At 40.3% G+C, this 16,837-nt stretch carries 11 protein-coding genes; 6 read left to right on the top strand and 5 right to left on the bottom strand.

Annotated features, from left to right (window positions below; all coding sequences use genetic code 11):
• Nucleotides 1-59: 59 nt before the first annotated feature.
• Nucleotides 60-1,616 carry a RagB/SusD family nutrient uptake outer membrane protein gene (locus CWD90_RS15150; protein ID WP_103476927.1) on the bottom strand — a complete coding sequence of 519 codons (1,557 nt, stop codon included), beginning with the start codon at nucleotides 1,614-1,616 and terminating at the stop codon, nucleotides 60-62.
• 10 nt (nucleotides 1,617-1,626) lie between these two features.
• Nucleotides 1,627-4,749 (bottom strand): SusC/RagA family TonB-linked outer membrane protein, encoded by a 3,123-nt coding sequence (locus tag CWD90_RS15145; RefSeq protein ID WP_103476926.1) that lies wholly within the window; start codon nucleotides 4,747-4,749, stop codon nucleotides 1,627-1,629.
• Between the two features lie 372 nt (nucleotides 4,750-5,121).
• Between CWD90_RS15145 and CWD90_RS15140 the strand changes: the two genes are divergently transcribed.
• The 6 genes from CWD90_RS15140 (at nucleotide 5,122) to CWD90_RS15115 (ending at nucleotide 13,591) form a co-directional block, all read left to right on the top strand.
• The gene (locus CWD90_RS15140) at nucleotides 5,122-6,141 is read left to right on the top strand and encodes a LacI family DNA-binding transcriptional regulator (RefSeq protein ID WP_103476925.1); all 1,020 of its coding nucleotides are present in this window, start codon (nucleotides 5,122-5,124) and stop codon (nucleotides 6,139-6,141) included.
• A gap of 175 nt (nucleotides 6,142-6,316) precedes the next feature.
• Complete coding sequence (gene pgmB, locus CWD90_RS15135) at nucleotides 6,317-6,970, top strand: beta-phosphoglucomutase (protein ID WP_103476924.1); 654 nt, start codon at nucleotides 6,317-6,319, stop codon at nucleotides 6,968-6,970.
• 248 nt (nucleotides 6,971-7,218) lie between these two features.
• Complete coding sequence (locus CWD90_RS15130; RefSeq protein WP_103476923.1) at nucleotides 7,219-9,534, top strand: glycoside hydrolase family 65 protein; 2,316 nt, start codon at nucleotides 7,219-7,221, stop codon at nucleotides 9,532-9,534.
• Nucleotides 9,535-9,744: 210 nt separating this feature from the next.
• A complete protein-coding gene (locus tag CWD90_RS15125; protein WP_103476922.1) occupies nucleotides 9,745-11,535 on the top strand; it encodes an alpha-amylase family protein in 1,791 nt (596 codons plus the stop codon).
• A 17-nt stretch (nucleotides 11,536-11,552) separates the two neighbouring features.
• Entirely contained in the window at nucleotides 11,553-12,305 is a 753-nt protein-coding gene (locus CWD90_RS15120) for a glycerophosphodiester phosphodiesterase (protein WP_103476921.1), read from the top strand.
• On the top strand, nucleotides 12,305-13,591 hold the full coding sequence (locus CWD90_RS15115) for a BaiN/RdsA family NAD(P)/FAD-dependent oxidoreductase (RefSeq protein ID WP_103476920.1): 1,287 nt from the start codon (nucleotides 12,305-12,307) through the stop codon (nucleotides 13,589-13,591). Before CWD90_RS15120 ends, CWD90_RS15115 begins: the two co-directional genes overlap by 1 nt.
• Here the strand turns inward: CWD90_RS15115 and CWD90_RS15110 are convergent.
• The 3 genes from CWD90_RS15110 to glpK are packed head-to-tail and all read right to left on the bottom strand — an operon-like array spanning nucleotide 13,575 to nucleotide 16,702.
• Nucleotides 13,575-14,444, bottom strand: coding sequence for a glycoside hydrolase family 16 protein (locus CWD90_RS15110; RefSeq protein ID WP_103476919.1), 870 nt, complete (start codon nucleotides 14,442-14,444; stop codon nucleotides 13,575-13,577). The two genes, CWD90_RS15115 and CWD90_RS15110, sit on opposite strands and share 17 nt — an antisense overlap.
• 12 nt (nucleotides 14,445-14,456) lie before the next feature.
• Entirely contained in the window at nucleotides 14,457-15,185 is a 729-nt protein-coding gene (locus CWD90_RS15105; protein ID WP_103476918.1) for an MIP/aquaporin family protein, read from the bottom strand.
• 17 nt (nucleotides 15,186-15,202) lie between these two features.
• A complete protein-coding gene (glpK, locus tag CWD90_RS15100; protein WP_103476917.1) occupies nucleotides 15,203-16,702 on the bottom strand; it encodes a glycerol kinase GlpK in 1,500 nt (499 codons plus the stop codon).
• Between the last annotated feature and the right edge of the window lie 135 nt (nucleotides 16,703-16,837).

The raw sequence follows: 16,837 nt of genomic DNA, 5'->3' as shown, positions 1-16,837 counted from the left end.
AAAGAGGGCTGTTCAAATGAACAGCCCTCTTTTTCCATTAATAAACTTAAACTAAATTCTTAGTACCCCGGGTTTTGAACCAAATTGGGATTGGAAAGTAATGCAGTTTCTGGAATTGGGAAAAGATTCAAATTAGGATCTCCACTTATCTCCTTTAAGCTCCAAGGTGCGGTGAATTTATCAAATCTTACCAAATCGTTCCTTCTCCAAAATTCTATATACAATTCCCTACCTCTTTCTGCCAGTAACACATCTTCGGTTACACTTGGCAAATCTGGGGTATTCGTCCTCGCTTGGCGCAATTCGTTCACCAATGCCGTAGCGTCTCCGCCCATACGCATCATTGCCTCTGCCTTCATTAGATGGGCATCGGAGTATCTGAAAAGGATCTGGTGCTTTCTAAAAGAGTTAATTTCTCCTCCGTCATTTGGGTGATACTTAAGAATTCGCATACCTGCAGCTTCACCATTACCCACCAAAGAGGTCAACTCCTTGGTTAATATTAGGTCGCCGCCCTGTCTGTTTTTCAATTTAGTACCATCTTCGTTATACTGTTGGTTAATTAAAAAACCATACCCAAGCCCTAAATTAATATTATTGGCATTGGATGCATCCGGTACCCAGCCTCTTCGTTCTTCCTGGTCATCACCCACATAATTGGTGTCGGCGGCACCTTCAAAAGAATCATAGAATTCGGCCAATGTGGAAAATCCGTTCCATCCTCCACCGGTATTATCGGGGGAGTTCATATTGTAATGCATACTATTCCAAATTCTAGCTCCGATATCGCTCTTTAAAAACAGAATAGTTTCATTATCATCCGAGGATTCGAATATTTGAAAATATCCCGTTTCTACAGCAAAACCTTGAGCTGCAATATCATCAACTGCATCTATTACCTTTTGCATATTGGCGTTATCAACAGTACCTCCATTGTAGATATGTGCATTTAGATACATTTTTGCCAATAAGAAATTTGCCGCCGCCTTTGTAGCCGTTCCGGTATTAGCAGTTCCCGGACTACCATCGGGCAAACCTGGCAATGCAGCCAACAAATCGCTCTCTACCAAGCTAAAGGCTTCACTTCTGGACAATACCTTTGGATTAATTTCAGGGCCTTCATCTACTTCCCTAAAAGGTACGGAACCAAAAAAGTCCACTAGGAAGAACATATTGAATGCTCTAAGAAATTTAGCTTCCGCCAAAACTGCAGCATCTGGGTTACTTTCTATAATCTCACTTGCGCGAAATACATTCTGATTTAAATTGTTCCATGCATTCTTTATAAATAAATGTGCAGGGGTCCAAGTATGGGTATGCAACTGTCGCCAAATGCCGTTATCCCCCCAGTCGGTTCCCCGGGTCGGAATCAACAGCTCGTCCGTTGTTACCTCAGACATGGCGTACATGGTTTCTTGGGTTGCAAAATCCCCTCCTACTTTGTTATAAAGGTCACCAAGTGAAGAGGCTGGATTGGCCACTGGTGTAAAACCACTACCGGTCGCCTTAGTTATGATCGAATCCGTTTCTTCTATCTCCAGATTGGTACAGGCTACAAGGCCTACCAATACAAATATGGAGCCGAAAACGGGTTTCATATATTTTTGTATGTTCATAATGCTATGATTAAAAAGTTACGTTAAATCCTAATGTAAATGTTCTTGGTCTTGGGAAAGCACTGTAATCTATCCCCGCTATAGGTAAGCCATTTAGCAGGGCAGCACTTGCTGGTGCTACACTAACTTCAGGGTCAAGACCACTATAATCTGTAATCACAAAAAGGTTCTGACCCGTAAGACTTAGTCTCATTGTCTTAAACAACCCTTCACTTAAAGGAACATCATAGGAAATTGATGCTGTTTGCAATCTTACAAAATCTCCTTTTTCCAAGAATCTGGTCGAAACCGAAGCCTCTGCAAATCTACTCTCTTGTCCAGCCAATTCCACTACGTTTTGCGTTACGTTATTACCGCTACCAATAGCACCTCCTGTGAAAAAGGCGTTGGCGGTATTATTGTATATGTAGTTTCCAAATTGACCATTGAAATACATAGAGGCAGACCAATTTTTATAATTGGCACTTGTAGAGAAACCACCTGTAATATCCGGAAGGGCACTTTTGCCCAAGAACTGTTGATTATCCACACCTCCCTCATGAACAGGGTTACCGTTAGCATCAAAGCCTGTAAACTTCCTTAGATAGAAGGAATACAAAGGCTGTCCCGACGCCAAGCGTTGCGCAAAGGCATTCGACAATCCTGCTCCTCGAATGGTTCCTGCGGCAATTTCTCCATCAAAATCGGTAATTTCGTTTTTGTTATAGGAGACATTAAAACCAGCGGTCCAACCAAAATCATCCCCCTGTAAAATATCGTAATTAAGGGACAATTCAGCTCCTTCATTCAAAACTATTGCATCCAAATTTTGGAAAAACGTAGGTTGTGGGGAAGGTTGTGCTGCTTCTATATTCAACAATAAATCTCGCGTTTCCTTACGGTACACATCAATAGACCCACTAAAGCGATCATTGGCAAACCCAAAATCCAGACCAACGTTATATTGGGTAGTTTCCTCCCATTTAAGATCCGGATTGGCAAATTCCACTGTAGTAATACCTGGAACATTTACCCCTCCTCCATCACTAATATTGGGGTCACCATTTGTAGATGTAGAATACCTTTCCCTTCTCGCGAAACGGCCATACCCCAATCCGTCTTGGTTACCCGTAATACCATAGCTTAACCTAAGTTTTAGGGTAGACATGGCATCGCCCATAAAATCTTCTTCATTGATCTTCCAAGCAAAAGCACCGGACGGGAAAATACCATAACGGTTATTTTCACCAAAACGGGACGAACCATCGGCCCTAACCGTAGCTGTAAACAAATATTTACTTGCTATGCTATAATTGGCACGGGCAAAAAAGGATTGCAACTCATCAGTATTGTCAAAGGTATTGGTGAAAATAGATTTTACCGGAATACTTACATCACCCAAGCGATCGGAGATCGGATCAGGAAAAAGTCTGTTCACAAAAATATCAGCATCACCCCCCGAGGCATAACCATACTGCTGGTAAGACCCTGTAATCAAAGATTCTATCTTATTGGCCGAGTTTGTTAAGTCCCTGGCCATATTGTTTAAATTTGTAGTTCCATAACCCCAACCTTCAACATTTCTACCTTCCGTATTAAAATCCTGATATGAGAATCCACCTAAAGCTTCCAATACTGAATTACCAAAGTCTTTTTTGTAGTTCAAGGTTAGTTCGATCAGCCTATTCTCTAGGTTAAGATCGTTAAGGGTACCTCTACCATTACCACCTGCACCACGGCCTACATTAAAGGACTTACTGCCCAATTCAGCTTCTCGCGTAGATTCGGACTTATCATACCCTACAGTAACCTTTGCTGTTAGGTCTTCCACAATATCGTAGGAGGCCGAAAAATTGATCAGAAAACGATCGGTGTAGGTTAGACTTTGCCAGTTCTCCAACAAATTCAACGAATTTATCCTATCCCCTGGGTTGAAAGTACTATTAGCTGGCCAAGTAGGGTTGGCGGAGTAGGCAGAACCTAACATATCTCCTGTGGAGCCAGCACTACCACTCAATGGTGGTGCCTCGTCATTTACACGGGAAATAGTACTTTGCAAATCCAACTTTAACTTATCGTTAAATACTCTTTGGGAAAGATTAATTCTACCGGTAACCCGCTCTTGGGAAGATTTTGGTACTATCCCAAACTGCTTACCGTAGTTAAATGTAGCCCTTACATTACCTGAACCATAATTTTGAGAGTAAGCAAGGTTGTTGTTGGTAGAAGATGAATTTCTTGTAACCAACGACTGCCAATCTGTATCATTCCCTAAATCTGTGGCATTTCCACCAAAGGCAGAAACAGCAGATATAAATTCGCTCCTATTCAATAAATCAAATTCATTTGCGGGGGATGAAAAACTTAGATCTGAAGAAAATTCCCAAGTACCTCCCTGAGCACCACCTTTACCACTTTTGGTGGTAATGATAACTACCCCATTGGCACCTCTAGAACCATAAATAGCGGTTGAGGAAGCATCCTTTAAGATACTCATGCTCTCAATATCATTTGGATTTAAAAAGCTAAGTGGGTTTCTAGCCGAACTAGAACCTACACCTATATCTGTTCCTTCTGAAGAACTACCTCCTGAAGGAAGCGGCACTCCATCAACCACAAATAAGGGGTCGTTATTGGACCTAACCGAGGATGTACCCCTAATCCTGATCGAAACACCAGAACCTGGTTCTCCACTCCCTTGGGAAATTTGAACACCGGCCGTTTTACCTTGTATTAATTGTTCTGGCGATGAAATAACACCTCCGTTAAAGTCTTTAGAGGTTACCGCTGAAACGGCTCCTGTAGCATCCTTTACTGTCGTTGTACCATAACCAATGATAACCACTTCGGCCAATGCCTCTGCATCTTCCTCCATGCTTATGTTCATAGTGGTTTGGTTACCTACAACCACCTCCTGTGTTTTGTAGCCGATATAGCTAAAAACAAGGGTTGAATTGGCATCCACATCACTGATAATGAAATTTCCATCAAAATCAGTTTGTGCTCCGTTGGTGGTTCCTTTAACCACAACGCTGGCACCCGGCAAGGGTCCAGTGGCATCAGATACCGTACCTGACACCTCTTGCGCTGATGCAATTCCAAAACACATAAATGTTCCGAAAAGCAACAGGCTTTTGAGTAATTTAAGCTTCATACAATAATAGTTTTAATTGAGTTAGATAATTAATTGAGTTCAAAGTTCCTGATTCGAATATATCTACTAATATTTCCAAATTTTGCTATATTCTCGTTTTTAACGCCGAAATAATACCGAAAACGTTTTAGTAACCTTACATATTATCATTATCGAAATCAGTGAATTTTGTGCGAATATACATCTTTTTTATTTGCAATGATATTTTGACACAAATCAATACTATTTTAACATTTATGTAATTTTACCTTTACTCTTAAATCATTATACTATTTTTACACTTTGATATTGAAATTTTCAGATTTGTGCCAAATAGGTCCAATTGCTTTTGTATTTTTAGTAGTATATTCACCTTGAAAAAAAAATTCACCTTTGAAAAAAAAAATAACCCTCAAGCATATTGCAAGGGAATTAGGGGTTTCCATTTCCACGGTTTCCAAAGCATTGAAAAATAGTGAGGAAATTGGATCTGACACTAAGGAGAAAATCCAGGCGTTTGCAAAATTATACAATTACAAACCCAACAATATTGCCATTAGTTTAAAGAACAAGCGCACCAAAAATATTGGGGTGATCATTCCGGATATTGTCCATCATTTTTTTACAACTGTGTTTAGGGGAATCGAAAAATACGCCAATGCCAAAGGTTATAATGTCATTGTATGCGTCTCCGATGAATCTTTTGACAGGGAAGTAATCAATATGGAATTATTGGCCAATGGAAGTATAGACGGATTTATAATGGCCCTATCTGCCGGCACACAATTAAAGAACGACTACAATCATTTAAAAGAAGTTACGGAACAAGGAATTCCTTTGGTATTGTTTGACCGTGTTACAGAGCATATAAACTGTGACAAGGTAATTATCGATGACAAAAAGGGTGCCTACAACGCAGTAACCAAATTTATAAAAGACGGGCGAAAAAGAATAGCCATGATTACTACTGAGGACTATTTTAGTGTTAGTAGGGAAAGAGCTGCGGGTTATCGTGAGGCATTATCCGATAATGGCATTGCCTACAACAAAGATTTGATACTGAAATTTCCTTCCATGACGATTGATGAAAAGGTGATCGAAGATTTTTTTAATCGCGAAAAAGTAGACGCAGTATTGAGTGTTAATGAAATATTTGCGATCCACAGCATGAGACTGGTACAAAGTAAGGGCTTGAAAATTCCAGAAGATATTTCCTTTATAGGTTTTACAGATGGTCTCTTATCCAAATACGCCTCTCCTGGTTTAACGGCAGTGGCCCAACACGGTGAACATATGGGAGAAATAGCAGCAGAAATGCTTATTGAAAAAGTTGAAAGTGAGTTGGAGGAGGAAACATACATTACTCGGGTTTTGGAACCCACATTAATAGAACGGGGATCAACCGTAAATTAGATTTTATAATATTACATTTTAAGCTTGCTTGTAAGAGAAAGGGCATCATACAATTAAAGCTGAAAATTCATAGGCGCAATAAACGCCATTGGAATCTCTCCTGAAAAATGAAAATGCTACAATCCATAAATCTATTTTCATGGCCCTACCAAAATTTTAATTGACACCTTAAACAATGAAGAAAACAGGATTTATATTCGATTTGGATGGCGTTATTGTAGACACCGCCAAATACCATTATTTGGCCTGGAGAAAATTGGCCAATGCATTGGGCTTTGAATTTACCCATGAACAAAATGAACTTTTTAAAGGGGTAAGTCGCAAAAGGTGTTTGGAAATCCTTCTGGAAATTGGAGATGTTAAGGCATCTCAAGAACAATTCAATAAATGGCTGGTAGAAAAGAATGAAGATTATTTAGCCCTCATAGCGCATATGGACGAATCTGAAATATTACCGGATGTTCAAAAAGTACTTCGATTTCTTAAAAAGAATAATATGCCAATTGCCCTTGGATCGGCCAGTAAAAATGCGCGCCCAATTTTGGAAAAGGTGAAATTAATGGATTATTTTGAGGTCATTGTAGATGGCACTCAAGTAACCAAAGCCAAGCCAGATCCAGAAGTTTTTTTGATAGCCGCAACACAAATGGGGGTCCCTCCAAAAGATTGCGTAGTCTTTGAGGATGCAGTTGCAGGGATAGAGGCAGCTAACAATGCAGGCATGTTGAGTATTGGTATTGGGGAGGAAGAGGTACTCAACAAAGCGAATTTTGTATTCGCGAATTTTACGCAAATCGATGTTGAATTTATAAATCGACTTATGGATTAAAGTTTAGGGCAAACAATAATAAATTACTTGGATATTTTATACTTTACCTTACCCAGCCCTGTCACAAAGGACAGTTCTGACCTCACCCAAGGCAAAAAAAGTAGCACAGGCAAGGTGAAGATAATAGGAAACCCCAACCTACAGGCTGGAGAATCTTTTAATTGACAATAATTAGATTAATTTGCCTTTTTCAGACGGGTTTACCACATGCCCTACAACTATTACGATAACGCAGAAACACTAGCATAATGAATCAAGATTATATAAAGCCCAACAACTGGTCTATCATCGAAGAAGGATTTGAAAAGGACAGGGTAAAATCCTCGGAAAGTTTATTCAGTATTGGGAACGGTGCCATGGGCCAACGGGCCAATTTTGAAGAAAAATATACCGGCCCCACTTTTCAGGGAAGTTATATTGGAGGAGTGTACTACCCTGATAAAACAAGAGTAGGCTGGTGGAAAAACGGTTATCCCGAGTATTTTGCAAAAGTATTGAACGCTCCTAACTGGATCGGAATAAATGTACTTATAAACGGGGAAACTTTGGATTTAAATACCTGTAAACATGTGGAAGATTTTCGCAGGGAATTAAATATGCAGGAAGGCTGGTATACCAGAAGTTTTAAGGCCACCTTGCCCAATGATACCGTTATAGCGGTAAAAATTACAAGATTTCTAAGTTTGGACCATGATGAGGTTGGAGCCATTAAATACGAAATCACCCCAATAAATCAGAATACCGCAATTTCCTTTCATCCCTATATAGATAGTGGAATTACCAATGAGGACACCAACTGGGATGACCAATTCTGGAACACCACTGGGGTTTCATCGGACGGCTTTCAAGCTTTTATTGAGGCCCATACCATGAAGACCAATTTCTCCACCTGCACTTTTATGGAGTCCAGATTGTATCATAATAATAAATTGGAAAAAGAGAAACCTTTAGAGGCAATTTCCGAGAATACGGTAGTCCATCATTTTAAAAAGGAAATTAACAAAGGGGATTCTCTGGCCTTGATCAAATTTGGCGGATATACGGTTTCCACTAATCATAAGAAAAGTGACCTGATTTCGGCAGCCAAAAAAGCATTACAAAAAGTGGACGAATTAGGCTTTGATACCCTATTGGAGCTACAAAAAAAATCATGGGCCAAAATTTGGGAAATGAGCGATATAATGATCGACGGTGATGTTAGGGCGCAACAGGGCATTCGTTTTAATATTTTTCATTTAAACCAAACCTATTCGGGCAAAGATTCTAGACTCAATATAGGACCCAAAGGATTCACAGGAGAAAAATACGGCGGCAGTACTTACTGGGATACGGAAGCTTATTGCATTCCATTTTATATGGCTACAAAAAATAAAAAGGTGGCAAGGAACCTACTTACCTATAGGTACAACCATTTGGAAAAGGCCATTGAAAATGCCCGAAAATTAGGTTTTGTAGACGGGGCAGCCTTATACCCTATGGTCACTATGAATGGGGAGGAATGCCATAACGAATGGGAAATAACCTTTGAGGAAATACATAGAAATGGTGCCATAGCCTTTGCCATTTACAATTACTACCGTTTTACTGGTGACTACACCTATATCCCGGAAATGGGACTGGAGGTCTTGATCGGAATAGCTCGATTTTGGCACCAAAGGGCTACCTTATCTACCCGGAAAGATAAATATGTAATACTGGGGGTTACCGGTCCCAATGAATACGAAAACAATGTAAACAATAACTGGTACACGAATTACATCGCCAAATGGTGCATTAATTATGCCCTGAGCGAACTACAAAAAGTTAAAGAGGGCTATCCGGACGATTATCATAGAATTATAGGAGTAACCAAGCTGTCCGAAAAGGAAACCAAAAGCTGGAGCAAAGTGGCAAAAAAAATGTACTTCCCCTATGACGAAAAATTAGGTGTTTATTTACAGCAAGATGGATTTTTGGACAAAGCACTTATCCCTGTTAAAGAACTGCACAAGAAAGATCGGCCCATTAACCAAAAATGGAGTTGGGACCGTATTTTAAGGTCGCCTTATATAAAACAGGCAGATACCCTTCAGGGATTTTATTTCTTTGAAGACCATTTTACTACCGAAGAATTGGAAAAGCATTTCGATTTTTATGAACCATTTACCGTACATGAATCATCCCTATCCCCCTGCGTACATAGCATTCAAGCTGCAAAACTGAACAGGATGGACCAAGCGTATTCATTCTATCTACGCACATCTAGGTTGGATTTGGACGATTACAATAAGGAAGTCAAAGAAGGCTTACATATTACCTCAATGGCAGGTACCTGGATGAGCATCGTTGAGGGTTTTGGAGGAATGAGAATTTTGGACGACAAATTATCCTTTACCCCAAGAATACCAAAGGAATGGAGATCCTACTCTTTTAAGGTGAATTTTAGGAATAGAATTTTAAAGGTCATGGTTACGGAAAACGAAACTACTTTCGATTTGGAAGGTACCGATGAAATGTCTATTCGGGTGAACGGCAAACGTCTGGTTTTGACCGCTGGCAACAAAAATTATTCCCCCTCCACTTAAATTATTTACAAAACAATACATCCCAAGAATGTTTAGAAAAATACATGATTGGGATTGTATTCTACAAAAACTTAAATAAATTGTGGCAAAAGGTGTCTTGGGAGAAAAATTTTGCAAAAAATTAACATTAATTCCAAAAACATGTATCATTATTGCATAGAAAAGTTTAACTGCGCATAGGTAGTTTTTCGTTCCGAAAAGAAGCATACCATGAAACCGACCACTGAAATCCGAAAAACAGTAGTTTACCAAGTATTTACCAGATTGTTCGGCAATACCAATACCACCAATAAACCCTGGGGAACCGTGGAAGAAAATGGAATAGGTAAATTTAGTGACTTCACACAAAAAGCTTTAAAAGAAATTAAGGATCTGGGAGTAACCCACATTTGGTATACGGGTATTCCACATCATGCTCTGGTTAGGGATTATACCGCCTACGGCATCTCTAACGACGACCCGGATATTGTTAAAGGCAGAGCGGGTTCGCCCTATGCCGTAAAGGATTATTACAGCGTTAATCCAGATTTGGCCCATAATCCTGAAAAGAGGATGACCGAGTTTAAATCCTTAATAACCAGAAGCCACAAGGCGGGCTTAAAAGTTATCATAGATATTGTTCCCAATCATATTGCCAGAAAATACGAAGGGAAAAATAATCCCAAAGGGGTAGTAGATTTTGGAACCAATGACAATAAAAATGTAGTCTATGACAAGGACAACAATTTTTATTACAGTCCCGGGGAGTCCTTTTCAGTACCGGATTGGCGTGATGGCTACCAGCCATTAGGAGGAGAGCAGAATACGCTTGCCGACAACAAATTTACCGAAACTCCGGCCAAATGGACAGGAAATGGATCACGTTTGTCAAAGCCCGATTTTAATGATTGGTACGAAACGGTAAAGATCAATTACGGAATTAGCCCGGACGGACATAGAGATTTTGAAACATTGCCTGAGGACTTTGGACATAAGGACTTTTCCGAACATTTTGAATTTTGGAAAAACAGGGAGGTTCCCAATTCCTGGATAAAATTTAAGGATATCGCCCTGTATTGGTTGGCCAAGGGGGTAGACGGGTTTCGTTATGATATGGCCGAAATGGTTCCCGTAGAATTCTGGAGTTATATGAATTCATCCATAAAAATGAAAAATCCAGATGCATTTTTAATGGCAGAAGTTTACAGTCCTGAACTATACCGGGACTACATCTTTAAGGGGAAAATGGACTATCTATATGACAAGGTCGAATTTTATGACTCCTTAAAACATATTATGCAGGGTCATGGGTGGACAGACCATATGCCGGTAGTTCAAAACGGACTCATGGATATAGAGCACCAAATGCTTCATTTTCTGGAGAACCACGATGAGCAGCGTATTGCCAGTCCCGAATTTTTGGGAAATGCGGATAAAGCCAAACCGGGCATGGTGGTTTCCGCTACCATAAGCACATCGCCTACCATGATCTACTTTGGACAAGAGGTAGGGGAGCCGGCCGCCGAAAGTCTCGGATTTGGATCTCCAAGTAGAACCTCTATTTTCGATTATGTTGGGGTTCCCTATTTTCAACGCTGGGTGAACAATAAAAAATTTGACGGAGGGCAATTATCTACCCAAGAGAAAGAACTTAGGACATTTTACAAGAACTTGCTCAATTTCACCATTAACAGTAGCGCTTTAATGGGAAATTACAGGGACATTCATTTTTACAACAAGGACCATACAGAATATTATAATCACCGTGTTTTGTCCTTTGTAAGATGGTCCAAAAATGAAAAATTAATTATTATATCTAATTTTGATGACCACGAGACCTTTGGATTCGATTTAAAACTTCCGAAAGAAATTGTTCAGGAATGGGGACTGCAAAACAGGACTTACCCCGTAAAGGACGAATTGTTTAAAGAAAAGGTATTATCCTTAACCGTCAAAAATGAAATTGGTCATATTAGAATAGATGTAAAACCATTGGAATCCTTAATTTTAAGTTTAAAATAAATATATCACATTGCATTATGAAAACATCAACATTACTTGGATCATTATTCCTGTTTCTATTAATTTTAAGTTGTGACAATATGAACAAACCCTTGGTTATTGGCCATAGAGGTGCCATGGGGCATGAAACAGAAAACACCTTAGCTTCCATACAAAAAGCGATAGATCTTGGTGTGGACATGATAGAGATCGACGTATTTAAAATAAAAAGTGGCGAAACGGTAGTGTTCCACGATGACGAGGTGGAAAGACTTACGGATAGCGTTGGAAAAATAGAGGACTACACTTTTGAAGACCTGCAGAAATTAACGCTGATAGGGAACCACAAAATCCCAACGCTACAGGATGTGCTTAATGTAATAGACAAAAAAGTTCAATTAAATATTGAGCTAAAAGGGGCAAACACCGCGGACAGGGTAAACTTTATAATGAATTACTACATAAAGGAAAAAGGCTGGCCTATCGACAAATTTATAATTTCCAGTTTTAGATGGGATGAACTTCAGGCCATGCGAAAGCTGAATGCCAAAGTGCCTATTGCCATCCTAATTAGCGGTGATCCGCTGGAAGCCTTGGACATTGCCAAAGAATTGGGTGCTGCAGCCATCAATCCATATTTTGAGGATTTGACCTTGGAAAACGTGCACGAAATAAAAAAAGCTGGATTTAAGATATATCCATGGACCGTAAATGAACCAGAAGAAATTGAAGCGATAGAGCGTTTGGGGGTAGACGGCATTATCACCAATTTTCCAGAACGAATAAATTAATGTTCGATGTAGTTGTATTAGGAGGAGGTGCCGCAGGATTTTATGGTGCCATACATATCGTGGAGAAAAACCCCAAGTTAAAGGTCGCTATCCTGGAGCGCGGCAAAGATGTACTTGGCAAAGTAAAGGTATCAGGCGGGGGGCGTTGCAACGTTACCCATGCTGAATTTGACCCCAAGGAACTATCCAAAAATTATCCCCGGGGAGAAAAAGAACTGTTAGGTCCCTTCCACAACTATTGTACCGGTGATACCATGGCTTTCTTTGAAAAACGGGGTGTGCAACTAAATATTGAGGCGGACGGGAGAATGTTCCCTTCCACCAATTCGTCCCAAACTATTATAGATTGTTTTGTTAACGAAACAGAACGACTCGGGATCAAAGTACTTAAGAACAGTTCTGTTATTGCGATTACAGCACTGGATGATAACAAAGGGAAAGAGGATTACGCTTGGGAAATTAAATCGATCAGAACCACCTACAAAGCCAAAAAAATATTGGTTGCCACTGGCAGCAATCCTAAAATATGGGAGCTTTTAAGGCAAATGGGGCATACCATAGTACCTCCTGTACCTTCGCTTTTTACCTTTAACATTAAGGATGAAAGAATTACTGGTATTCAAGGGGTAAGCACTAATGCCAACATCAAGATTATTCCGAATATGGTTCACCAAGGGAAATTTAATTCGGCCTTAAAACAATATTCCATACACCCATCTGTCCTAGAATCAGAAGGCCCTCTTTTAATAACGCATTGGGGAATGAGCGGCCCTGGAATTTTGAGGTTATCGGCTTGGGGAGCACAATTGCTGAATGACCTAAATTACAAATTTTCAATAAAAGTAAATTGGCTTCCTGCCTATCACGAGGATGGAGTACTAAGTCAACTTCAACAGATAAAGGAAATTGAAGGCAAGAAAACAGTACTTCGCACCAAGGCGTTTGAACTTCCAAAGCGTTTATGGATCAGTCTAGTAAGGGCATCAGGCATTTCAGATGCCGATAAATGGGCAGATATTCCAAAAAATCATTTACAGAATTTAGCGAAGCAGTTAACGAACGGCAAGTTTATGGTAGATGGGAAAAGTACCTTTAAAGAGGAATTTGTCACCGCTGGAGGGGTCGATTTAAAAGAAATCAATTTTAAAACTTACGAAAGTAAAATAGTTCCCAACCTCTTTTTCGCAGGGGAGGTAATCAATATAGATGCCATTACTGGCGGATTTAATTTTCAAAATGCCTGGACCGGGGCATATATTGCAGCTACTGCTATTGCTGAGAAATAAGCTCATAGACCCTAACATAATCTATAGTCATTTGTTGTGGAAATATAGATGAATCCACACCTTGCTGTCCGCCCCAAGCCCCACCAATGGCAATATTCAATATTAAATAAAAAGGTTGATCAAAGGGCCATTCGTCAATGGTAAGGTGCTCATTGTTGAAATAGTGGTACACCTTACCGTCCAATAGGAAATCTATTTTCTCGGGTGTCCATTCAATGGAATAGATATGGAATTCATCATAGGGATTTGCAATAAAAACTGCTTTTCCCTTGGCCGTTCCCTTAGTATGGTTGTAGGTTTCGGTATGTACGGATCCAAATATGGAATCCTTGTTAAAACCCACATGTTCCATAATATCCAATTCCCCACATTTGGGCCAGCTTACCTCACCAATATTTTCTCCCAACATCCAAATGGCAGGCCATACACCTATTCCTTTTGGTAGTTTAGCCCTGACATCAATTTTGCCATAGGTCCATTGTGCCAAGCCTTGTGTTGTAAGGCTAGCGGAAGTATAGCCCGCAAATTCTTGGTTTTCCCTCCAATCCTCAGCCTCCTTGGACACATAATTTTCATTGGCAATTTCTTCATACAGACTCTGCAATATTAAATTTCCGCCCTTCACGTAGGCATTCTTGAGGCTATCGGTATAATATTGTTCTTCCTGGTTACGAAGCAGTCCTTTTTCATGTTTCCACTTAGTAGGATCGGGGCTGCCTTCCAAATCAAATTCATCTGACCATACCAACTTATAAGACTCAGCCGGCAACGGTTCCCCTTCCGATTTCCAATCATTACAAGAAGCCAAAATACAAATAAGTAAACTTAAATTAATAAGGTGCAACCGCCTCATAGGGTAAATTATTTAGGAAAGAACCAACATCAACAAAGCGGCCAATACAGCTCCTATGATAGGCCCAACCACTGGAATCCAAGCATAGCCCCAATCGCTTCCACCCTTATCCTTAATTGGCATAATGGCGTGCATTATTCTCGGTCCCAAATCCCTAGCCGGATTAATGGCATAGCCAGTGGTCCCACCTAAAGAAAGCCCTATTGCCCATACTAAAAACGCTACGGGTAATGCCCCTAAAGACCCTAGACCAATTACCGTTTCCGTATCGGTTATGGTAGCATCCGTAAAATAAAGCACTACAAATACCAAGGCAAAAGTACCTACCACCTCACTAAAAAGATTGTTAATGGGATTTCTTATTGCCGGAGCCGTACAGAATATCGCTCTTTTGGCTTCCTTGTCCTCTGTGGCATCAAAATGATCTTTGTAGAAGAGCCAAACAATCAAGGCACCCAACATGGCCCCTATAAATTGCGCCAATACATAAGAGGGAACCAATGCCCATTCAAATTTATCGGCAACCGCCAGGCCTATGCTGACTGCGGGATTTAGATGTGCACCACTATAAGGCGCAGCAACCGCCACTCCAACATATACGGCAAGTCCCCAGGCCGTGGTAATCACCATCCAGCCCATATCGTTGGATTTTGTTTTGTTAAGGACAACGTTGGCAACTACCCCGCCCCCTAAAAGGATCAGAAAAAAAGTGCCGATGATTTCAGCAATAAATGGAGTCATATTTAGTTGGTTTTTATTTAATCATTTAGTTTGGACCAATATTCTACTGCATCGATAGCGCGGTACCAGCCCTTAATATTTTTATCAATTTCTTTTCTTTCCGTACTAGGGTTAAATTTAACATCGGTTTTCCAAATTTCCTGAATTTCTTCAAGGCTTTCCCAGAATCCGACCGCCAAACCAGCTAAATAAGCCGCTCCCATAACTGTTGTTTCTATTACTTGTGGGCGAACTGTTGTCGTGTTAAGAACATCGGCCTGAAACTGCATCAGCATATTATTCACGGTAGCTCCCCCATCGACCCGTAATTCCTTGATAGAGATTTTAGAATCCGCTTCCATAGCCTTCAACACATCCATGGTCTGAAAAGCGATTGATTCAATGGCCGCTCTAGCAATATGCGCATCCGTACTGCCCCTTGTGAGGCCAAAAATAGTTCCTTTGGCATGCTGGTTCCAGTAAGGTGCCCCCAAGCCGGCAAAGGCCGGTACAAAATATACCCCATCTGTACTACTCACAGATTCCGCCAACTTTTCTACATCTTCCGACTTTTTAATAATCTTTAAGCTGTCGCGCAACCACTGAACAACGGCACCAGCTATAAAAATACTGCCTTCCAGGGCATATTGGGTTTTCCCATTAATGGTCCATGCTACAGTGGTTAACAGGTTGTTTTCAGAAACAATGGGCTTTTCCCCTATGTTCATTAACATAAAACAACCAGTACCATAGGTGTTTTTAACCATTCCTGGTTTGGTACACATTTGGCCGAAAAGTGCTGCCTGTTGATCTCCGGCAATTCCCGCAATAGGTATTTTACTAGCAAAAAAATTGGGATTGGTATGGCCGTATACTTCACTGGACTGTTTAACTTGTGGCAACATGCCCTTTGGAATCGTAAAAAGTTCCAACAGTTCATCATCCCATTCCAGGGTGTTTATATTAAAGAGCAATGTTCTGGAGGCATTGGTAACATCTGTAATATGTAGTTCGCCCTTGGTCATGTTCCAAATTAACCAAGAATCTATGGTTCCCATGATCAAATCTCCGGCTTCTGCCTTTTTCCTGGCCCCTTCCACATTATCTAAAATCCATTTCACTTTGGTACCCGAAAAATAGGAATCGATCACCAAACCTGTTTTTTCCCTTATTAGCTGGGATTTTCCTTGCTTCTTTAATTCATCACAATAATTGGAAGTCCGCTTATCCTGCCAAACAATGGCATTATAAACTGGTTTTCCTGTGTTCTTGTCCCAAACAACTACTGTTTCCCGTTGGTTGGTTATACCTATAGCCGCAATATCCGCCCCGTAAATTCCTTTTTTGGTGGTGGCTTCTGCTGCCGTACTCACCTGGGAAGACCATATTTCCAAAGGATCGTGCTCTACCCAACCCGGCTTCGGAAAATACTGCGTGAATTCTTTTTGAGCCACTGAAACAATATTGCCTTTTTTATCGAAAACAACGGAACGGGAACTGGTTGTACCTTGATCTAGCGCTAATATATATTTTTCCATAAAGCTGGGATATTTTTAAAATGGGTATCAAGATAACAAAATATAGACACTAATTTTGAAAAATCAATAAATTGCCTCCCAAGATTTTAACAATAATCCTAATCCCACTTATTCAATATACAGAACAACGTTATT

Origin of the sequence: Arenibacter catalasegens, assembly GCF_002909235.1 — a bacterium.
Classification (GTDB): Bacteria; Bacteroidota; Bacteroidia; order Flavobacteriales; family Flavobacteriaceae; genus Arenibacter; species Arenibacter catalasegens.
Note: the sequence above shows the minus strand (reverse complement) of the source record. Positions and strands in the feature narration are given on the sequence as shown.

Coding starts and splice junctions, on each gene's coding strand:
- CWD90_RS15150 (WP_103476927.1), bottom strand. CDS start 1,616: ATGAACATACAAAAATATATGAAACCCGTTTTCGGCTCCATATTTGTA.
- CWD90_RS15145 (WP_103476926.1), bottom strand. CDS start 4,749: ATGAAGCTTAAATTACTCAAAAGCCTGTTGCTTTTCGGAACATTTATG.
- pgmB (WP_103476924.1), top strand. CDS start 6,317: ATGAAGAAAACAGGATTTATATTCGATTTGGATGGCGTTATTGTAGAC.
- CWD90_RS15130 (WP_103476923.1), top strand. CDS start 7,219: ATGAATCAAGATTATATAAAGCCCAACAACTGGTCTATCATCGAAGAA.
- CWD90_RS15125 (WP_103476922.1), top strand. CDS start 9,745: ATGAAACCGACCACTGAAATCCGAAAAACAGTAGTTTACCAAGTATTT.
- CWD90_RS15120 (WP_103476921.1), top strand. CDS start 11,553: ATGAAAACATCAACATTACTTGGATCATTATTCCTGTTTCTATTAATT.
- CWD90_RS15115 (WP_103476920.1), top strand. CDS start 12,305: ATGTTCGATGTAGTTGTATTAGGAGGAGGTGCCGCAGGATTTTATGGT.
- CWD90_RS15110 (WP_103476919.1), bottom strand. CDS start 14,444: ATGAGGCGGTTGCACCTTATTAATTTAAGTTTACTTATTTGTATTTTG.
- CWD90_RS15105 (WP_103476918.1), bottom strand. CDS start 15,185: ATGACTCCATTTATTGCTGAAATCATCGGCACTTTTTTTCTGATCCTT.
- glpK (WP_103476917.1), bottom strand. CDS start 16,702: ATGGAAAAATATATATTAGCGCTAGATCAAGGTACAACCAGTTCCCGT.